Annotated in this window: 14 protein-coding genes; 4 read left to right on the top strand and 10 right to left on the bottom strand. The window is 71.6% G+C overall.

The features are described from left to right. Window positions 1-175: 175 nt before the first annotated feature. From dxs to dut, 5 genes are all read right to left on the bottom strand, one after another. Window positions 176-2,110, bottom strand: a complete 1,935-nt coding sequence (dxs, locus tag PIJ49_RS10430; RefSeq protein WP_271826546.1) for a 1-deoxy-D-xylulose-5-phosphate synthase — start codon at window positions 2,108-2,110, stop codon at window positions 176-178. 187 nt (window positions 2,111-2,297) lie between these two features. After that, complete coding sequence (locus PIJ49_RS10425) at window positions 2,298-5,135, bottom strand: aconitate hydratase (RefSeq protein WP_066654071.1); 2,838 nt, start codon at window positions 5,133-5,135, stop codon at window positions 2,298-2,300. A 128-nt stretch (window positions 5,136-5,263) separates the two neighbouring features. Further along, window positions 5,264-5,965, bottom strand: a complete 702-nt coding sequence (locus PIJ49_RS10420) for a DUF3159 domain-containing protein (RefSeq protein ID WP_209682836.1) — start codon at window positions 5,963-5,965, stop codon at window positions 5,264-5,266. A 263-nt stretch (window positions 5,966-6,228) separates the two neighbouring features. Further along, on the bottom strand, window positions 6,229-6,951 hold the full coding sequence (locus PIJ49_RS10415) for a DUF3710 domain-containing protein (protein WP_235426579.1): 723 nt from the start codon (window positions 6,949-6,951) through the stop codon (window positions 6,229-6,231). Beyond that, the gene (dut, locus tag PIJ49_RS10410) at window positions 6,948-7,442 is read right to left on the bottom strand and encodes a dUTP diphosphatase (RefSeq protein ID WP_271826545.1); all 495 of its coding nucleotides are present in this window, start codon (window positions 7,440-7,442) and stop codon (window positions 6,948-6,950) included. The genes PIJ49_RS10415 and dut overlap by 4 nt, the downstream gene beginning before the upstream one ends. A 77-nt stretch (window positions 7,443-7,519) precedes the next feature. Between dut and PIJ49_RS10405 the strand changes: the two genes are divergently transcribed. Then, the gene (locus PIJ49_RS10405) at window positions 7,520-7,951 is read left to right on the top strand and encodes a DUF3093 domain-containing protein (protein WP_066654067.1); all 432 of its coding nucleotides are present in this window, start codon (window positions 7,520-7,522) and stop codon (window positions 7,949-7,951) included. 272 nt (window positions 7,952-8,223) lie between these two features. Here PIJ49_RS10405 and PIJ49_RS10400 read toward each other — a convergent pair whose 3' ends face one another. Further along, window positions 8,224-8,523 (bottom strand): DUF4193 domain-containing protein, encoded by a 300-nt coding sequence (locus tag PIJ49_RS10400; protein ID WP_066658128.1) that lies wholly within the window; start codon window positions 8,521-8,523, stop codon window positions 8,224-8,226. Between the two features lie 318 nt (window positions 8,524-8,841). Between PIJ49_RS10400 and sepH the strand changes: the two genes are divergently transcribed. Continuing rightward, on the top strand, window positions 8,842-9,846 hold the full coding sequence (gene sepH, locus PIJ49_RS10395; protein ID WP_251161065.1) for a septation protein SepH: 1,005 nt from the start codon (window positions 8,842-8,844) through the stop codon (window positions 9,844-9,846). A gap of 94 nt (window positions 9,847-9,940) precedes the next feature. Here sepH and PIJ49_RS10390 read toward each other — a convergent pair whose 3' ends face one another. After that, entirely contained in the window at window positions 9,941-11,107 is a 1,167-nt protein-coding gene (locus PIJ49_RS10390) for an alkaline phosphatase family protein (RefSeq protein ID WP_251161066.1), read from the bottom strand. Window positions 11,108-11,132: 25 nt separating this feature from the next. On the opposite strand from PIJ49_RS10390, the gene PIJ49_RS10385 reads away from it, so the two are divergent. Beyond that, window positions 11,133-13,619 (top strand): DNA gyrase/topoisomerase IV subunit A, encoded by a 2,487-nt coding sequence (locus PIJ49_RS10385; RefSeq protein WP_251161067.1) that lies wholly within the window; start codon window positions 11,133-11,135, stop codon window positions 13,617-13,619. Between the two features lie 453 nt (window positions 13,620-14,072). Here the strand turns inward: PIJ49_RS10385 and PIJ49_RS10380 are convergent, their stop codons facing one another. Further along, the gene (locus tag PIJ49_RS10380; RefSeq protein ID WP_271826544.1) at window positions 14,073-16,190 is read right to left on the bottom strand and encodes a DNA gyrase/topoisomerase IV subunit B; all 2,118 of its coding nucleotides are present in this window, start codon (window positions 16,188-16,190) and stop codon (window positions 14,073-14,075) included. 177 nt (window positions 16,191-16,367) lie between these two features. Between PIJ49_RS10380 and PIJ49_RS10375 the strand changes: the two genes are divergently transcribed. Continuing rightward, the gene (locus tag PIJ49_RS10375; protein WP_066654059.1) at window positions 16,368-16,592 is read left to right on the top strand and encodes a DUF7455 domain-containing protein; all 225 of its coding nucleotides are present in this window, start codon (window positions 16,368-16,370) and stop codon (window positions 16,590-16,592) included. Window positions 16,593-16,903: 311 nt separating this feature from the next. On the opposite strand, the gene PIJ49_RS10370 is transcribed toward PIJ49_RS10375, so the two are convergent. Together PIJ49_RS10370 and PIJ49_RS10365 are read right to left on the bottom strand one after the other, a co-directional pair. Next, complete coding sequence (locus PIJ49_RS10370; protein ID WP_066654057.1) at window positions 16,904-17,677, bottom strand: type 1 glutamine amidotransferase; 774 nt, start codon at window positions 17,675-17,677, stop codon at window positions 16,904-16,906. Next, window positions 17,674-18,933 (bottom strand): MurT ligase domain-containing protein, encoded by a 1,260-nt coding sequence (locus PIJ49_RS10365; protein ID WP_209682856.1) that lies wholly within the window; start codon window positions 18,931-18,933, stop codon window positions 17,674-17,676. The genes PIJ49_RS10370 and PIJ49_RS10365 overlap by 4 nt, the downstream gene beginning before the upstream one ends. Window position 18,934: the final 1 nt, after the last annotated feature.

Below are 18,934 nucleotides of genomic sequence, written 5' to 3'. Positions count from 1 at the left end.
CTCCGCACGACCGGAAGCACCTCGCGCCACGGGAACCCGTGGCGCGAGGTGCTTCCGGTCGTGCTGCGGCACGCCGAACCACGCGCCGGCAGGCCGGCACACCGAACCACGCGCCGGCACGCCGAACGGTGCCGCGACTCGCGCCGGTGCCGCGCCGACCGACGCCGCACCAACCTCAGTGGTCGGCCGACTCCCGAGTCCGCGCCGGCTTCGCCTGGGGCAGCTTCGTGCCGACCACCTGGTCGATGACGTCCCGCGCGATCGCCTGCGCCGTGAGCCCCACGTCCGACAGGATCTGCGACCGCGAGGCGTGGTCGATGAACTCGTCCGGCAGCCCGAGCTCGTTCACCCCGGTGTCGACCCCGGCGGCACGCAGGTCCTGCCGCAGCCGGGTCCCGACTCCACCGACGCGGACGCCGTCCTCGATCGTGATGACGAGCCGGTGGTCGCGCGAGAGGTCGATGAGCGAGGTCGGGATCGGCACGACCCACCGGGGGTCGACGACCGTGACGCCGATGCCCTGCGATTCGAGCAGCCCGGCGGCTTCGAGGGCGACCGGCACCATCGAGCCGACGGCGACGAACAGGACGTCGGGTTCCTGCCCCTCGGACGGGTCCCGCAGGACGTCCACGCCGTCGTGCAGCCGACGGATCGCCGGGACGTCCGGTCCGACGGATCCCTTCGACCAGCGCAGCACCGTCGGGGCGTCGTCCACGGCGACGGCCTCGCGGAACTCCTCGCGCAGCGTCGCGGCATCGCGCGGTGCGGCGATGCGGATCCCGGGGACGACCTGCAGCAGCGCGAGGTCCCACATCCCGTGGTGCGACGGCCCGTCCGGCCCGGTGATGCCCGCGCGGTCGAGGACGAACGTCACGCCGGCACGATGGAGCGCCACGTCCATGAGCACCTGGTCGAACGCCCGGTTGAGGAAGGTCGCGTAGAGCGCCACGACGGGGTGCAGCCCGCCGTAGGCGAGCCCCGCCGCGGTCGTCACGGCGTGCTGCTCCGCGATGCCGACGTCGATCACCCGGTCGGGGTGCTGCTCCTGGAAGCGGTGGAGCCCGGTCGGCCGCAGCATGGCCGCGGTGATCGCCACGATCCGCTCGTCGGCCGCACCGACCGACGCCAGCTCCGAGGCGAACACCGACGTCCACGAGGGCCCGGACGACACGTCGAGCGACTCCCCCGTCTCGGGGTCGATGTGCCCGACGGCGTGGAACTGGTCCGCCTGGTCGCGGAGCGCCGGCTCGAAGCCGTGGCCCTTCTCCGTGATGGCGTGCACGATGGTCGGCGCACCGTAGGCCTTCGCCTGCCGGAGCGCCGCCTCGACGGCCCGCTGGTCATGACCGTTGACCGGCCCGATGTACTTGATGTCGAGGTTCGAGTAGAGCGCCTCGTTGTTGGTGAACCGCGCCAGGAACCCGTGGAGTCCGCCACGGACCCCCCGGTAGAACGCACGACCCGGCGCACCGAACCGCGAGGCGACGGCCTGCGACTTCTCGAACAGCGCCCGGTACTCACGGCGGGTGCGGACCGAGCTGAGGAAGCGCGCCATGCCCCCGATCGTCGGCGCGTAGGACCGACCGTTGTCGTTGACCACGATCACCAGGCGGCGGTCGTTGCTGTCCGAGATGTTGTTGAGCGCCTCCCACGTCATCCCGCCCGTGAGCGCGCCGTCCCCGACGACGGCGACCACGGTGCGGTCGTCCTGCCCGGTCTGCCGGAAGGCGCGGGAGATCCCGTCAGCCCAGGACAGCGACGAGGACGCGTGCGAGGACTCGACGATGTCGTGCTCCGACTCGCTCCGCTGCGGGTAGCCGGCCAGCCCGCCGCGCTCGCGCAGCTTCGAGAAGTCCTGCCGCCCGGTGACGAGCTTGTGCACGTACGACTGGTGCCCCGTGTCGAAGACGAACGGGTCGTGCGGCGAGTCGAACACGCGGTGCATCGCGAGCGTCAGCTCGACGACCCCGAGGTTCGGTCCGAGGTGCCCGCCGGTCTTCGCGACCTCGGCGACGAGGAACCGTCGGATCTCGGCGGCGAGCTCCGTCATCTGTGCGTCGGACAGACGCCTGAGGTCGCGCGGCGACGTGATGCTGCTCAGCAGGCTCACGGGCGCTCCTTTCGTGGGGCAGGTCCCCACACTATCCGCGCGACCGGGACACGGACGGGAGGCGCGTGGCGGCCCCGCCACGCGCCTCCCGTCCGTCCGGTCGCACTCCGCAGAACGCAACGAAGGCGGTCCCGCACAGCGCTGTGACGCTGCGCGGAACCGCCTCGGTTGCGTTTCGTGGAAGGGATCAGACGAGCGAACGGAGCACGTACTGCAGGATGCCGCCGTTGCGGTAGTAGTCCGCCTCACCGGGGGTGTCGATGCGGACGACCGCGTCGAACTCGACCGTCTGCTTGCCGGCCGGCGAGTGCTCGCTCGGCTCCGCGGTGACGTGCACGGTCTTCGGCGTGCGGCCCTCGTTCAACTCGGTGAGCCCCGAGATCGAGACGACCTCGGTGCCGTCGAGACCGAGCGACTCGACCGTCTCACCCGCCGGGAACTGCAGCGGGACGACACCCATGCCGATGAGGTTCGAGCGGTGGATACGCTCGAAGCTCTCGGTGATGACCGCCTTGACGCCGAGCAGGTTCGTGCCCTTCGCCGCCCAGTCGCGCGACGAACCGGAACCGTACTCCTTGCCGCCGAAGATGACGAGGGGGATGCCCTGCTCCTGGTAGTGCTGCGAGGCGTCGTAGATGAACGACTGCTCGCCGTCGGGCGTCGTGAAGTCGCGGGTGTAGCCGCCCTCGACGCCGTCCAGCAGCTGGTTCCGCAGGCGGATGTTCGCGAACGTGCCGCGGATCATCACCTCGTGGTTGCCGCGACGCGAGCCGTAGGAGTTGAAGTCCTTGCGGTCGACGCCGTGCTCGTCGAGGTACCGACCGGCCGGGCTGTCGGCCTTGATCGAACCGGCCGGGGAGATGTGGTCGGTCGTGACCGAGTCACCGAGCTTCGCGAGCACGCGGGCACCGGAGATGTCGGAGACCGCGTCGGGCTGCATCGTCATGCCCTCGAAGTACGGGGGCTTCCGGACGTAGGTCGACTCGGTGTCCCACTCGAACGTGTCGCCCGTCGGGGTCGGCAGGTTCTTCCAGCGGTCGTCGCCCTCGAACACGGAACCGTACTCGTGGGTGAACATCTCGGTGTCGATCGACGTGTCGATCACGTCCTGCACCTCGGCCGCGTCGGGCCAGATGTCCTGCAGGTAGACGTCGTTGCCGTCCTGGTCGGTGCCGAGGGCGTCCTTGTCGAAGTCGAAGTGCATCGACCCGGCCAGGGCGTACGCGATGACCAGCGGCGGCGAGGCCAGGTAGTTCATCTTCACGTCGGGGTTGATGCGGCCCTCGAAGTTGCGGTTGCCCGAGAGCACCGCGGTGACGGCGAGGTCGTTGTCCTGCACGGCCTGCGAGATCTCCTCGGGAAGCGGGCCCGAGTTGCCGATGCAGGTGGTGCAGCCGTAGCCGACCGTGTAGAAGCCGAGGTCCTCGAGGTAGCTGGTGAGCCCGGCCTTCTCGTAGTAGTCGGTGACGACCTTCGAGCCCGGCGCGAGGGTGGTCTTCACCCACGGCTTGGCCTTGAGGCCCTTCTTCGCGGCGTTCCGCGCGAGGATGCCGGCGGCCATCATCACCGACGGGTTCGACGTGTTCGTGCACGAGGTGATCGCGGCGATCGCGACGGCACCGTGGTCGATCGTGAACGTGTCACCGTCGGCCACGGAGACCGACGTCGGCTTCGACACCGTGCCGGGCGCGCTCGAGGCGTGCACGGGGACCTCGGACGCGGGGGCGTCCTGCAGGTCGTCGACGGCGTGCTCGTCACCGGGCGCGGCGGCGACCGGGTCGGACGCCGGGAAGGTGTCCGCCACGGCCTTGTCCTCGTGCGTGTGGTCGATGCTCGCGTAGTTGGCGAGGTCGACCTCGAACTGGTCCTTGGCCTTCGACAGCTCGATGCGGTCCTGCGGGCGCTTCGGGCCGGAGATCGACGGGACGACCGTCGAGAGGTCGAGCTCCATGTACTCGGAGTACGCGGGCTCCACCGACGGGTCGTGCCACAGGCCCTGGGCCTTGGAGTACGCCTCGACCAGGGCGATCTGGTCCTCGGACCGGCCGGTCAGGCGCAGGTAGTCGAGCGTGACGGAGTCGACGGGGAAGATCGCGGCGGTGGAGCCGAACTCCGGCGACATGTTGCCGATGGTCGCGCGGTTCGCGAGCGGGACCTCGGAGACGCCCTCGCCGTAGAACTCGACGAACTTGCCCACGACGCCGTGCTTGCGGAGCTCCTGGGTGATGGTCAGCACCACGTCCGTCGCGGTGACGCCGGCGGGGATCGAACCGGACAGCTTGAAGCCGACGACCTTCGGGATGAGCATCGACACGGGCTGGCCGAGCATCGCGGCCTCGGCCTCGATGCCGCCGACGCCCCACCCGAGCACGCCGAGGCCGTTCACCATGGTGGTGTGCGAGTCGGTGCCGACGAGGGTGTCCGGGTACGCGTAGAGCTCACCGTCGAACTCGCGGGTGTACGTGACCTTCGCCAGGTACTCGATGTTGACCTGGTGCACGATGCCGGTGCCCGGCGGGACGACCTTGAAGTCCTCGAACGCGGTCTGGCCCCAGCGGAGGAACTGGTAGCGCTCCCCGTTGCGCTCGTACTCGAGGTCGGTGTTGCGCTGGAGGGCGTCCTCGCGGCCGAACAGGTCGGCGACGACGGAGTGGTCGATGACCATCTCGGCCGGCGAGAGCGGGTTGATCTTGTTCGGGTCGCCGCCGATCTGTGCCATCGCCTCGCGCATGGTGGCGAGGTCGACGATGCACGGGACGCCCGTGAAGTCCTGCATGACCACGCGGGCCGGCGAGAACTGGATCTCGGTGTCCGGCTCGGCCTCGGGCTTCCAGGAGCCGAGCGCGCGGATCTGCTCCTCGGTGACGTTCGCGCCGTCCTCGGTGCGGAGCAGGTTCTCGAGCAGCACCTTCAGGCTGTACGGGAGCTTCTCGTGCCCCGGCACCGTGTCGATCCGGTGGAACGCGTAGTCGACACCCCCAACCGAGAGCGTGTCCTTCGAGCCGAAGCTGTTGACTGCAGCCACTGTGCCGCCTCCCTACTGATCGGTGTGCCCTCATCATCGCGGGCGTCGGAACGTCCCACCAGCAAGGCAAACCTAATCCCGACGGTGCTGGCGCGCCCCCGGGAAACTGTCTCGATGTCGAGACAACTCTACACCGCGGCGGTGTCCTCCCGACGCACGAACACCGTGCGGACGAGCAACCACGTGACCCACAGCACGGCCGCGTAGAGCGGGACGCCGAGCACGAGCTTCACCGCGGCGAGGAGCTCGACCTGCGCGGTCAGGTACAGCGGTACCTCGACGGCCAGCCGGAGCGCGAAGAGCCCGACCCAGATCCACGTCGCCACCGTGAGCACCCGGCGCTTGGTGGGGTCGGCACGCCAGTCGACGTGGGAGCCGTCCTCGTCCGGCGGGAGCAGGAAGCCGACCACGACCCCGATCAGCGGCCACCGGATCGCCAGGGTGACGAGCAGTCCGACGAGCCACACCGAGTTGATGACGATGCCGGGGATGAAGTTCGTCTCGGCCCGGCCGGTGACCAGCGCCAGGACCGCCGAGACGACCACGCCGGCGATGCCCGCGAAGGACATCACGAGCGACTGCCGCTGCGCCAGACGGACCACCACGAACACGAGCCCGACGAGCACCGGGATCACGACGCTCGGCACGAGCTCCTTCGTGATCGCGTAGACGACGAGGAACGCGAAGCCGGGCAGCACCGACTCGGCGAGCCCGCGCACGCCGCCGACCGCCCCGAGCAGCGCACGGCCGGAGGGTGCCTCACCCGGCGCGACCCGGGCGATGCCGGCGTTCTGCACGGCCGCGCGGAACTGCGCCGAGAAGGACGGCACGGCGCCCTCGTCCACGGAGTCGTCACCAGCCGGCCGGGCCGGGGCCGTCCGTCCAACCGGGACCGTCGGTCCGGACGCGGTCGGCCCCGCGCCCGCACCGGGCGTCGGCGGGCCCGCGACCGGGCCGGCCGGCACCGCACCCGCGGCCGTCCCGTCGACCGGAGCCGCGCCCTGGTCGCTCGCGTCCGCGGGACGGGGGGTCTCGTCGTGGTCCGGCACCGTGCCTCCAGGCCGTGTCGTGGGTCGTTCGTCGCGGACGGTCGTCAGACGGCGGTCTGCGTCGACTTGGGCATGTGCAGCGGGATGAGGTCGCGCGGCGGCATCGGCGTCGTGCCACGCACGACGACCACGCTGCGGAAGAGCTCCTCGATCTCTGCGGCGTCGTCCGGCTGTTCCGCGGCCTTGCCGGCGATCACGCCGCGCAGGAACCAGCGGGGGCCGTCGACACCGACGAAGCGTGCGGCGCGTGCACCGTCGGTCGCGCCGGAGCCGTCGACGACGACCGGCACGAGAGCGCGGAGCTCGGGACCGAAGGGGCCGTCGACCTCGTCCACGCGGCCGCCCTGCCGCTCGATCTGGTCGGCGATCTGCGCGCGGATCTCGTGCCACAGTCCGGTGGACCGGGGCGCGGCGAAGGGCTGGACCTGGAGCGTGGACTCGTCGTAGTCGAGCCCGACCGCGACGACGCGCTGCGAACCCTCCTCGACCTCGAGGCGCAGGTGCAGGCCCTCACGCGGGAGGACCTTCACGCCGCCCAGGTCGACGTACGGGCGGACCAGGTTCGCCTCGGTCTCGTCGTGCGGGCCGTTGTCGGCACGGTCGGCCGGAGCCGACTTGTCGGTCGGTGCGACCGCGTCCACCTCGTCGAGGTCGGCGTCGGCATCGGTCGCGATGTCGACCTCCGGCGTCGTCCCCGCGATCACGGCGTCGTCGGCGACGGCGTCCGCCACCTCGACCTCGTCACGCTTGCGTCGACCGAACTTCATGCGCCCGTTCCTTCCTGGAAGTCGTCGGCGGCACCGTACAGTGCGCCGCTGCGGTGGTCACCGTAGCCCGAGGAGCCGAAGCCACCCTCGCCGCGGACAGTGTCCGGCAGCTCCTCGACGCGGGTGTAGGTGACCCGCGGCACCGGCATGACGATCACCTGCGCGATGCGGTCCCCCACGTGCACCTCGTACGGCTCGGACGCATCGGTGTTGAGCAGGGCGACCTTGACCTCGCCCCGGTAGCCGGAGTCGACGGTGCCGGGGGCGTTCACGATCGTGATGCCGTGCTTCGCCGCGAGGCCGCTCCGGGGCACCACGAAGGCGACGTGGCCGTCCGGCAGTGCGATCCGGAGCCCGGTGCCGACGAGACGGCGCTCCCCCGGCTGCAGCACGAAGGCCTCGGTCGAGACGAGGTCGGCTCCGGCATCACCGGGGTGGGCGTGGACGGGGGCGTTCTCCCCGGTCCAGAGCACGTCGACTGGTTCGGTCACGAGACGAGGGTAGTGCACGAGCGTGGTCGTTCCGTGACCGTTCCGTGACCTGCCCCGACTCGTGGTGGGATGGAGGGGTGACCGTGTACCGCGAACGACTCTGGGCCCCGCCCGCCCTCTACCTGGCGACGGCGCTCGTCATCCCCGCGAGCCTGCTCGTGTTCCTGCCGATCAGCGTCCTGGCCGGCGTCCTCGTGGCGATCGGCATGTACCTCGGCGTGGTCGTGCTGCTCTGGGCGCTCGCCCCGACGATCGAGGTCACCGACACCGAGTTCCGCGCCGGCCGTGCACACCTGCCGCGGACGCTCGTCGGCGAGGCCACCGCACACACCGGCGCCGAGGCCACGACCCAGCGCGGTCCGGCGCTCGACGCCCGCGCGTGGACGCTCTTCCGCGGGTACGTGCGCGGGGTCGTGCGCGTCGAGGTGACGGACCCGGCGGACCCGACGCCCTACTGGCTGGTCAGCGCGCGCAACCCGCAGGCCGTGGTGGACGCCCTGCGTTCCTGACGCGCGGGCGCGCGGGCCGGGCGGCTCGCACCGCCCCCGCCCCGCCCGTTCCTTTCACAACGGGTGCAGGAGGAAGCGGTTCCGGGCACACCTGGTCGTTCCGGAAGACCGGGTACGCCCGATCCCCCCAGGTACGCCCGATCCGACCAGGTACGCCCGCTTCCGCCAGGTGCGCCCGCCCCCGCCAGGCACGCCCGCGCCCGCCCTGCGCCGCAACGCGGAACGGCCCGCCACCCACGAAGGGTGACGGGCCGTCCCGGTGGAGCTGCGACTCAGAGCGCCGCGCACTCCGCGCACACGGGGCCGAGCTTCGACTCGTGGTCGAGCTGCGAACGGTGCTTCACGAGGAAGCACTCGACGCAGGTGAACTCGTCCACCTGCGGCGGCAGCACGACGACGTCGAGGTCGACGTCGCTGAGGTCCTGTCCAGCGAGCTCGAAGCTGCCGGGGTTGTCCGAATCATCGTCGACGACCCCCGACATCTTGTCGGGAACGCGCTCCTTGAGGGCCTCGATCGACTCCGAGTCAGAGGATTCGTCGGTCTTCCTGGGGGCGTCGTAATCGGTGGCCATGCCCATCCGTTTCTCGTGTCGAGAGGTCGTCGCCGGTGATCGGCGGCGACAGTTTGCACCACGACCCGCGAGAGCGCAAACCGAACGCCGTGCGGGATCGTCAGGCCGTGCAACCCACCGTCGTGGTCGGACATTCCCGGCGGCCGGGAGCGGACGAGGACGGTGCGCGGGGCCGGCAGCGGACGAGGACCGTCCCCGGGCGTGCGGGAGTCCGCGGCACGCCCGTGCGCCTCCGCGGCAACGGGGATGCACCGCTGCATACTCCTGGGGTACGAGCACGACCGTACGCAACGCTCGGGAGGCGCAACCATGCAAGACGTGAGAGTCATCGGAGTCGAGTCCGGGGCACTCCTGCTCGCGACCGACGGCGGCACCGAGTACCGGTTGCCGGTCACCGCGTCGCTGACGAGCCAGGTCCGCCAGGCCAACCCCGACGCCGGCCCCCAGAAGCGCGTGTCGCCGAAGGACGTGCAGGCCCGCATCCGTGGTGGCGCCGACGCGGCCGACGTCGCAGCGGCGCTCGACGTCGACGTCGAGTACGTCCGGCGGTTCGAGGGTCCGGTGCTCGCCGAGCGCTCCTTCGTCCTCGACGCCGCACGACGTGTCCCGGTCACCCCGACCGACGCCGAGGCGCCCGACACCTTCGGCGAGGCCATCGAGGCCAAGCTCGAGGCCGGTGACGCGACCGGCGTCGCGTGGGCGTCGTGGAAGAACGCCGAGCAGGGGTGGCAGGTCCGGGTCCGCTACACCGCGTCCGAGGTCGAGCACGACGCGCAGTGGTCCTTCGACCCCAAGACGTCGACGCTCACGCCCGACAACGGCGACGCCCACCGTCTCTCCGACACCGACGACGAGGGCATCGCTCCGCGCCTGCGTGCGGTGGAGAACGACCACCACGACGCCGACGGCACGCGCTTCGACTCCGGTGCCTTCCGCGTCGAGCAGACCGAGGACGCGCCGGCCCCCGAGGCCCAGGAGCGTCCGCTCCGTGCGCCGCTCCCCCGCATCGGTGCCGCGCCCGTCGAGGAACGCTCGCCCGGCAACGAGACCGCCGACCTGCTCGAGGCACTCCGCCGTCGGCGCGGTGAGCGCGAGGCGGCATCCTTCACCGAACAGCAGGACGAGCCCCGCGGGACCTCCATCAGCGTCGTGGACGTCCCCCTCCAGGGCTGGGACTCGCCGGCCTCCGCCCCCGAGCGTGACGACCGTCCGGCATCGGCTCCCGAGACCGACGGCCGCTCCGAGCGCAAGAAGCGCAACCGCCGGTCGATGCCGAGCTGGGACGAGATCGTCTTCGGCACCCGCCCGGAGGACCCCGCCTGATCCAGCCTCCTCGGTCCGGTCCGTCCGGCCTGGAGGCCCGGTGCAGCCCCGCCACGCTCGTCGCGTCGCGGGGCTGCTCGCGTTCCCGCCCGGGTCAGCCCGCGAAGGCGCCCGCCAGCCGCAGGGGCACGAAGACCTCGTCGTCCGTCATGGCACCGTGCTGCCCGATCATCCGCTTCGGCTCCTTGCGCGGGTCGAGGTCGCGGTCGTCGTTGAAGGCCCACGACCCCCTCGCGACCACGACGACGTCCCCGATGCGCGGGAGCACGCGGTCGTCCACGGCACCGAACCACCCGGCGGCCACGGCCTCGTCGCGGCTGGCGACGTACGCCTTCTTGCCGTAGCGGGTGCGCCAGGCCTCGACCAGCGCCGGGACGTCGGTGCCGGGGCGCACGGCCAGCTGTCGGCAGCGGGGGTCCCCGGCGATCCCCACGACGTCCACGAGGAGCGCGGGGTCCATCGCGATGTTCGCCTCGGCCGGCACGTCGAGCACGCCGTGGTCGGCCGTCACGAGGATGCCCACGTCGGCGGCGCCGCGGGTCGCGAGCCGGGCGAGCTCGCCGTCGAGTGACTCGAGCGCCGCGGTCCAGCGGTCGGACTCCCACCCGTGCTTGTGCCCGATCGAGTCGAGCTCCGGCACGTAGAGGTAGACGAGCGATCGGCCGGACGCCGTCGCCGCCAGTGCGGCGTCGACCCGCTGCGCGATGCTGTCGGCTGCGGTGTACCGGGCACCGCCGAGCACGTTCGCGGTCATCCCCGAGGACTCGTAGCGGGCCGGACCGACCACCACGGGCTCGATGCCGAGCGCGCTGGCCTCGGTGAAGACGGTGTCGGCGAGCAGCCAGCCCGTCGGCACCTCGGAGTCCCAGCCGGACAGCAGGTTGACCACCCGCTCACCCTCGGGCTCCCACCCGCTGTAGCCGACCACGCCGTGCGTGCCGGGCGAGCGGCCGGTCGTCAGGGTGCTGAGCGCCGCGGCGGTCGTCGTCGGGAACCCGCTGCGCAGGCGCTTGAGGGTGCCGCCGCCGGTGGCGGCGGTGAGCCAGCGGGCGTGCCCGGCGCGGGCCGACAGGGCGGACGACCCGAGGCCGTCGACCAGCACGACGACGACCGAGCGGGCGGGACGGAGGGTGATCCGTGCCTCCCGGCCGGTGGTGCGCAACCACGTGTCGTCGGCGGCGCCGAGCGCGACGAGGCAACTCGGCAGCACGTCGGCGAGGTTCGCGGTGGTGTCTGGGGCGCTCGGTACGCTGGGGGGCACCCCACGATCCTCCCAGAAAGGTCCCATGGCACGCACGGAAGCAGTCGGCCTGCCCGACGGTGAGCGCATCGAGGACGTCGACGTCTCCGAGGAGATGCAGGGTTCGTTCCTCGAGTACGCGTACTCCGTCATCTACTCGCGGGCCCTGCCGGACGCGCGCGACGGCCTCAAGCCGGTGCAGCGACGCATCCTCTACCAGATGGCGGAGATGGGGCTCCGACCGGACCGTGGGCACGTGAAGAGCGCCCGCGTCACCGGCGAGGTGATGGGCAAGCTGCACCCGCACGGCGACGGCGCGATCTACGACGCCCTCGTGCGCCTGGCGCAGCCGTTCACGATGCGTGTGCCGCTGGTCGACGGGCACGGCAACTTCGGGTCGCTCGACGACGGCCCCGCGGCCGCCCGGTACACCGAGGCCCGTCTGGCCGAGCCGTCGATGGCGATGACGGAGGGCCTGGGCGAGGACGTCGTCGACTTCGTCCCGAACTACGACAACCAGATCATGCAGCCGGGCGTGCTGCCGGCGGCGTTCCCGAACCTGCTCGTCAACGGCGCCTCGGGCATCGCGGTCGGCATGGCGACGAACATGGCGCCGCACAACCTGGGCGAGGTCGTCGAGGCCGCGAAGCACCTGCTCCTGAACCCGACGGCGACCCTCGAGGAACTGATGGAGTTCGTGCCGGGCCCGGACCTGCCGTCCGGTGGCACGATCGTCGGGCTCTCCGGGGTGCGCGACGCCTACGCGACGGGCCGCGGCTCGTTCCGCACCCGGGCGAAGGTGTCCGTCGAGAACCTCACGCCGCGCAAGGTCGGCCTCGTCGTCACGGAGCTGCCGTACCTGGTCGGCCCCGAACGCGTGATCGAGAAGATCAAGGACGGCGTCCAGGCGAAGAAGCTCGTCGGCATCTCCGACGTCAACGACCTGACGGACCGGAACCACGGGCTGCGGCTGGTCATCGGCATCAAGTCCGGCTTCAACCCGACGGCCGTGCTCGAGCAGCTCTACAAGCACACCCCGCTCGAGGACGGCTTCGGCATCAACAACGTCGCGCTCGTGCAGGGGTCACCGCGCACGCTCGGCCTGCGCGAACTGCTCGACGTCTACGTGCAGCACCGGCTCGACGTGGTCACCCGGCGCTCCCGGTACCGGCTCGCCCGTCGGAAGGAACGGCTGCACCTCGTCGAGGGTCTGCTCATCGCGATCCTCGACATCGACGAGGTCATCGAGGTCATCCGCTCGTCCGACGACTCCGAGGCCGCACGGACGAAGCTGCAGGACGTCTTCGACCTGTCCGAGGTGCAGGCCGAGTACATCCTCGAGCTGCGACTGCGGCGCCTGACGAAGTTCTCGCGCCTCGAGCTCGAGGGCGAGCGCGACCAGCTCCTCGCCGACATCGCCGCGCTCGAGGAACTGCTGGCGTCCGACGCCCGCCTCCGTGCCCAGGTGGCGGTCGAGCTGACCGAGGTCTCCGACCGGTTCGCCACGCCGCGCCGCACCCTGCTCACCGAGGCCGATGCACCGGTGCGCGGTGGCCGCAAGGCCGCGGTCGACCCCGAGTCGCTGCAGATCGCCGACGCTCCGTGCCGTGTGCTGCTCTCGACCACCGGTCGACTCGTGCGGGTGGACATCCCCTCCTCGGACCTCGGGATCGTGCGGGTGCCGAAGCGGTCGAAGCACGACGCGGTCCGCTCGACCGTCGTGTCCACGGTCCGTGGGCAGGTCGGTGCGCTGACCTCGACCGGCCGCGTGCTGCGGTTCTCCCCCGTCGACGTCCCCGCGGTGCCGCCGGCGTCCGTCCGGCTCGACGCCGGCGTGCGGGTGTCCGACTACCTCGGGATCGCTCGCACCGAGTCCGTCGTCGCACTCGTCGACCTGTCCGCAGGGGCGGGCGACTCGCTCGCCATCGGCACCGCGCAGGGCGTCGTGAAACGCGTCGCGACCGGCGCCTGGCCGGACAAGGACGAGTTCGTCGCCATCGGGCTGAAGCCGAAGGACACCGTCGTCGGGGCCGCGCAGGCGCCGGAGTCGGACGACCTCGTGTTCATCACGTCGAACGCGCAGCTGCTGCGGTTCCCGGCTTCGGGCGTCCGGCCGCAGGGGCTGCCCGCGGGCGGAGTCGCCGGGGTCTCCCTGGCTTCCGGCGCATCGGTGATCTGGTTCGGGTCCGTGGCGCTGTCCGAGGACGCAGTGGTCGCCACCGTGTCGACGGCGTCGGGGGCGCTGCCCGGCACGGACCCCGGACGGGCGAAGGTCTCGGCGTTCTCGGAGTTCCCCGCGAAGGGCCGTGCGACGCAGGGTGTGCGGGCGCACGCGTTCCTCAAGGGCGAGGACGGGCTGACCGTGGCGTGGGCCGGCATCGCGCCGCCGCACGCCGTCGGGTCGGACGGAGCCGCGCGGACCCTGCCCGACTGGCTGTCGAAGCGCGACGGGTCGGGAGCGCCGCTCGAGGCCGTGATCGGCTCGATCGGCGGCAGCGCAGCAGCCCTGGACGGTACCGCGGGCGAGGCGTAGGCGGGGTCCCGCCCGCCGCTGCGCGCGAGTGTGCGGCCGCCGTGTTCCCGCCCTGGTCGCACGACTTGCCGTCCCGTGCCGCTGGTGACGGCGTGTCGTGCGACCTGAGCGTCGGCACGCGGCGTGTCACGCGCCCGGAGGGTCGACCTGACGGCCGGGAGGCGCGGTGGCCGTCATCGCCTCGCCTCCCGTCCGCCAGCTGGTCCCTCGACACGTCCGGGATGCCGCGAGACGCCACGGAACCCACGAGACGAGGCCGAGTTGGCGAGACGCCGCCGAATGCGGCGGCGTCTCGGCACGACGACGGCGTCTCGTCCGGCCGGCGGTGTCTCGGCCAGACAGCAGAGGGCGAGAACCGTCGGCCAGCGCGAGTCTCGGGCCGTGCGCCGCGGCGGGGCGCCGCTCCGCGTCGCTGTCCGTGCGCCGCTCCGCGTCGCCGCCGGGCCGCCGCCCCTACGCGTCGATGCGGTCGCGGTCGAGACCCTCGCCGGCCAGGATGAACTCCTTGCGCGGCGCGACGTCGTTGCCCATCAGCAGCTCGAACACCTTCGCGGCGCTCTCGGCATCGGTCACGTTCACCCGACGGAGCGTGCGGTGCGCCCGGTCCATCGTGGTCTCGGCGAGCTGGTCGGCGTCCATCTCCCCCAGGCCCTTGTACCGCTGGATCGGCTCCTGGTACTTCTTGCCCTGCTTCGCGAGCTTCTTCAGCACCGCCTGCAGCTCGGCCTCGGAGTAGGTGTAGAGCGTGTCGTTCGGCTTGCCGCGGTTCACCACGACGACCCGGTGCAGCGGCGGCACGGCGGCGAACACCCGGCCCTGCTCGATCATCGGTCGCATGTACCGGAAGAACAGCGTCAGCAGGAGCGTGCGGATGTGGGCACCGTCGACGTCGGCGTCCGACATGATGATGATCTTGCCGTAGCGGGCCTGGTCGATCTCGAACGAGCGGCCGGAGCCGGCGCCGATGACCTGGATGATCGAGGCGCACTCGGTGTTGGACAGCATGTCCGACACCGAGGCCTTCTGCACGTTGAGGATCTTGCCGCGGATGGGCAGCAGCGCCTGGTACTCGCTGTTGCGGGCGAGCTTGGCGGTGCCGAGCGCGGAGTCGCCCTCGACGATGAAGAGCTCCGTACCCTCGGCGTCCTGCTTGCGGCAGTCGGCGAGCTTGGTCGGCAACGAGGAGTTCTCCAGCGCGTTCTTGCGCCGCTGCGTCTCCTTGTGCGCCCGCGCCGAGATGCGGGTCTTCATCTCGGCGACGACCTTCTCGAGCAGGGTCGCGGCCTGCGCCTTCTCGGTGCGCTGTGTCGAGGTGAGGACGTCGGTGAGCTGCTTCGCCACGACCTGGTCGACGATCTTCCGGACCGCGGGGGTGCCGAGGACCTCCTTCGTCTGCCCCTCGAACTGCGGCTCGGGCAGGCGGACGGTCAGCACGGCGGTGAGGCCTGCGAGCACGTCGTCCTTCTCGAGCTTGTCCTGCCCGACCTTGAGCTTGCGGGCGTTCGCCTCGACCTGCGTGCGCACGGCCTTGACGACGCCCGACTCGAAGCCGGTCAGGTGCGTGCCGCCCTTCGGCGTCGCGATGATGTTGACGAAGCTCCGCTCGACGGTCTCGTACCCGCTGCCCCACCGCATCGCGATGTCGACCTCGCAGGTCCGCTCGACCGAGGTGGACACCATGTGGCCCTTGTCGTCGAGCATCGGAACGGTCTCCGTGAAGGTCCCGGTGCCCTGGATGCGCCAGACGTCGGTGACCGCGGAGTCGACCGCCAGGTGCTCGACGAACTCGCTGATGCCGCCCTCGTACCGGAAGCGCTCGATGACCGGACCGGGCGCGACCGTCGTCCCGATCGCCTCGGCACGCTGGGCGGCAGCCTCGATGGACGCGGCCCGTTCGTCGGTGATCGTGATGCCGAGCCCGGGCACCAGGAAGGCGGTCTGACGGGCGCGGTTGACCAGGTCGCCCGTGCTGAAACGGGCGTCCGTGGTGAAGATCTGTCGGTCCGCCCAGTACCGGATGCGGGACCCGGTGACCCCCTTCTTCACCTTGCCGACGACACGGAGCTCACTGCCCGAGGTGAACGGGGTGAAGGGCGCATCCGGCCCGTCACCGGCGAAGGTGCCGGGCTCACCCCGGTGGAAGGACATCGCGTAGGTCTTGCCACCGCGGTCGACCTCGACGTCGAGGCGCTCCGACAGCGCGTTCACGACCGAGGCACCCACGCCGTGCAGGCCACCGGAGGCCGCGTACGATCCGGACCCGAACTTGCCGCCGGCGTGCAGCTTCGTGAACACGACCTCGACCCCGGTCAGGCCGGTCTTCGGTTCCACGTCCACAGGGATGCCGCGGGCGGTGTCGCGGACCTCGACGGAGCCGTCGGCGTGCAGCACGACCCCGATCTCGTCGCCGTGACCCGCGAGCGCTTCGTCGACGGAGTTGTCGATGATCTCCCACAGGCAGTGCATGAGCCCGCGCGAGTCCGTCGAGCCGATGTACATGCCCGGACGCTTCCGAACCGCCTCGAGCCCTTCGAGGACGGAGAGGTGTCGTGCAGAGTAGTCGGAGCTCACATCCCGATGGTACCGAGGGGCACCGACAGCCAGACCGCCGGACAGCGGCGCGGCTCGGACTGGGGACAACCGCTCCGCGCTCAGCGAAACAGGCGGTCCGGGATGCACGGCTCCCAGCCACCACGTGTTCAAATGGTGGTCCACCCGCACCACCTGCGATCCGTGAGGAGCACAGCAATGACCCAGACCGTGCAGGACCTCTCCATCGACGAAGCCAGCAGCCACCAGCTCACCGCCGCTGACCGCTGCGACAGCTGCGGAGCGCAGGCGTACATCCGCGCCACCATGGCCAGCGGCGAGCTCTACTTCTGCGCCCACCACGGCGCCGAGTTCAAGGAGAAGCTCGCAGCCACCGCGCTCGAGTGGCACGACGAGAGCAGCCGACTCCACGAGTCGAAGTAGTCGTCACCAGACGGACGAACGGGAGGGGGGGGGGGGGGGGGGGGGGGGGCGGGCGCCGGGGGGGGGGGGGGGGGGGGGGGGGGGGGGGGGGGGGGGGGGGGGGGGGGGGGTGGGGTGGGGGGGGGGGGGGGGGGGGGGGGGGGGGGGGGGGGGGGGGGGGGGGGGGGGGGGGGGGGCGCGGCCGGCCGCCCCCCCCCCCCCCCCCCCCCCCCCCCCCCCCCCACCACCCCCCCCCCCCCCCCCCCCCGGCCCCCCCCCCCCCCCCCCCCCCCCCCCCCTCCCGTTCGTCGTCGTGACGACCGCCAGGTCGACTAGGCGATCCGCTTGAAGGCCTTGTCGACGTAGCGGTCGACGGTCGCGCGCGCTTCGCGCGCGTACCGGTCGACGGTCGCCGTCCGCTCCGGGTCCGGCGCGTACTCGCGCCCGAGGCGCTTGGTCGCCGCAGCGAGCACCGCATCGGTCAGCTGCGGGTTGAGCGGCAGGATCGGCCCCTGGGTGTGCGTGCCGAAGGACGAACCCGTGATCGCCCCCTCGACGGCGGACCCGGCCTGGTTGCCGCCACCGGACACGACGTCGGCGAAGGGCTCGACGCCCGGAGCCAGTTCGATCCGGGTCGCGTGGTCCTCGAAGCCGGCGAGACGCTTCGGTGCGCCGGGCAGCAGGGGGTACCGCGTGTCGAGCACGAAGTAGTTCACCCGACGCTCGGCACCGCGGACGGCCCGCGCGTCGAACACGCCGAAGCCCGCGACGGGTGATCCCTCGGTGGGGACGACCTCGTTGGTCGCGAGGTCGAAGCCCCCGCCGACGGCCACGACGGGCACGCCGGCAGCGGCGAACTCGCGGAGGGACGCCCCGACACGCGTGACGTCGGCCCCGAGCGAGCGCATGGCGCTGAGCGGCCCGTTGCCCACGACGACGACGTCGGCCGCAGCAGGGAGCTGGTCGCCCGGCGCGTACGTGACGACCTCCGTGGCGATGCCGGCGGCCTCGGCACGGCGGGTGAGGGCCACGACGTTGCCGCGGTCGCCCGAGACCCCCATCTGACGCGGGTAGACGTGCAGGATGGTCAGCCGGTCGGCCGTCATGCGGTCTTCTCCATGTCGCCGTGGCCGAGGGCCTTGCGGGCGATCATCATGATCTCGTAGTTGACGATGAAGTTCTTCGTCCCCGACGTCGTCGAGCCGAGCTGCTCCATGTGCCGGATGGCAGCCTCGACGTCGGGCTCGACACGGCCGATGCGGACACCGGCGTGCTCGAGCGCGATGGCGATCTGCCACGCCTTGTCCCCGGACACGACGTCCACGTGGTCGAGCTTCGAGAAGTCGATGTCGTAGATCCAGGAGATGTCCGGGGTGCCCTCGTCGATCGCCATGAGGACCTGCTCCGGGCGGTCCGGCAGGGCGTCGAGGTTGAGCTGCAGGCTCGCCGCGTTCTTGAACATCGTGAACTCGGCGGACTCGCCAGCGATCGGCAGGCGCTCGCCTCGCCCGTACGCGGGCTTCATCGTGCCGAAGGCCCTCGTGACGGCGTCGGCCCGGAACTGCGCACCCAGTGCGGCGCTCGCGGTCGCGGTCGCAGCCGCTGCGTCCACCGCGTAGTGCAGGCCCCGTGCCGGCAGCCGGACGGGGATGTCGGTGCCGTCGAACCGGATCGTCGCTCCGTCGCCGGTGTTGGCGACGACCTCGGACTCGGCAGGGTTCGGCTCGCCGGCGGTCCGGTCGAAGTCGTCGGCGTTCTGCAGCCCGTTCGGGGCCGCAGCCACGACCTCGGCGCTCGCGCCGAAGCGGAGCACGCGCTGGCCCGAGCGGCCCGCGTACGCGTCGAGGAACTGGTCGTCCCGGTTCGTGATGACGTTCGCCGTGGACAGCGCCGCCGTGTCGAGCATCATCGTCGCGACGCGCTCGGTCTCGAAGAACCGGTAGAGCTGGTCGACCTGCACGTTGAGCATCGTCACCGTCGACGGGGACAGGATGCCGGCGAGCTCGACCGCGAAGGCCTCGTCCACCTCGAGGATGCCGATGTCCGCCTTGAGCCTGCCGGTCAGCGACACCTCGGACAACAGCGCCGAGGCGATGCCCTGCGGCAGGTTCGCACCGGACGGGTTCGTGAAGACGCGGAGGCCGTGTGCCCGGACGATGTCCGAGATCATGTGCGTCGTCGTCGACTTGCCGTTGGAGCCGAGCACGAAGACGACGCCGTTCGGGAACTGCTTCGTCACGTGCTGGAGGAAGTCCGGCACCAGCTTGAGGACGATGTAGCCCGGGTAGGCGGACCCGCCGCCCCGCGCACGTGCGAGGGCGCGGAGGACCCGCCCGACCAGGATCGGGATGAGGAAGCGCATC

This window comes from Curtobacterium uvaldense (assembly GCF_028307415.1).
Taxonomy (GTDB): domain Bacteria; phylum Actinomycetota; class Actinomycetes; order Actinomycetales; family Microbacteriaceae; genus Curtobacterium.
Note: the sequence above shows the minus strand (reverse complement) of the source record. Positions and strands in the feature narration are given on the sequence as shown.

Bases quoted from the DNA above. Each gene is read 5' to 3' on its own strand.
- PIJ49_RS10415 (WP_235426579.1), bottom strand. From the start codon at position 6,951: ATGAAGTTCGGTCGACGCAAGCGTGACGAGGTCGAGGTGGCGGACGCC.
- PIJ49_RS10400 (WP_066658128.1), bottom strand. From the start codon at position 8,523: ATGGCCACCGATTACGACGCCCCCAGGAAGACCGACGAATCCTCTGAC.
- PIJ49_RS10385 (WP_251161067.1), top strand. From the start codon at position 11,133: ATGGCACGCACGGAAGCAGTCGGCCTGCCCGACGGTGAGCGCATCGAG.
- PIJ49_RS10375 (WP_066654059.1), top strand. From the start codon at position 16,368: ATGACCCAGACCGTGCAGGACCTCTCCATCGACGAAGCCAGCAGCCAC.
- PIJ49_RS10370 (WP_066654057.1), bottom strand. From the start codon at position 17,677: ATGACGGCCGACCGGCTGACCATCCTGCACGTCTACCCGCGTCAGATG.
- PIJ49_RS10365 (WP_209682856.1), bottom strand. From the start codon at position 18,933: ATGCGCTTCCTCATCCCGATCCTGGTCGGGCGGGTCCTCCGCGCCCTC.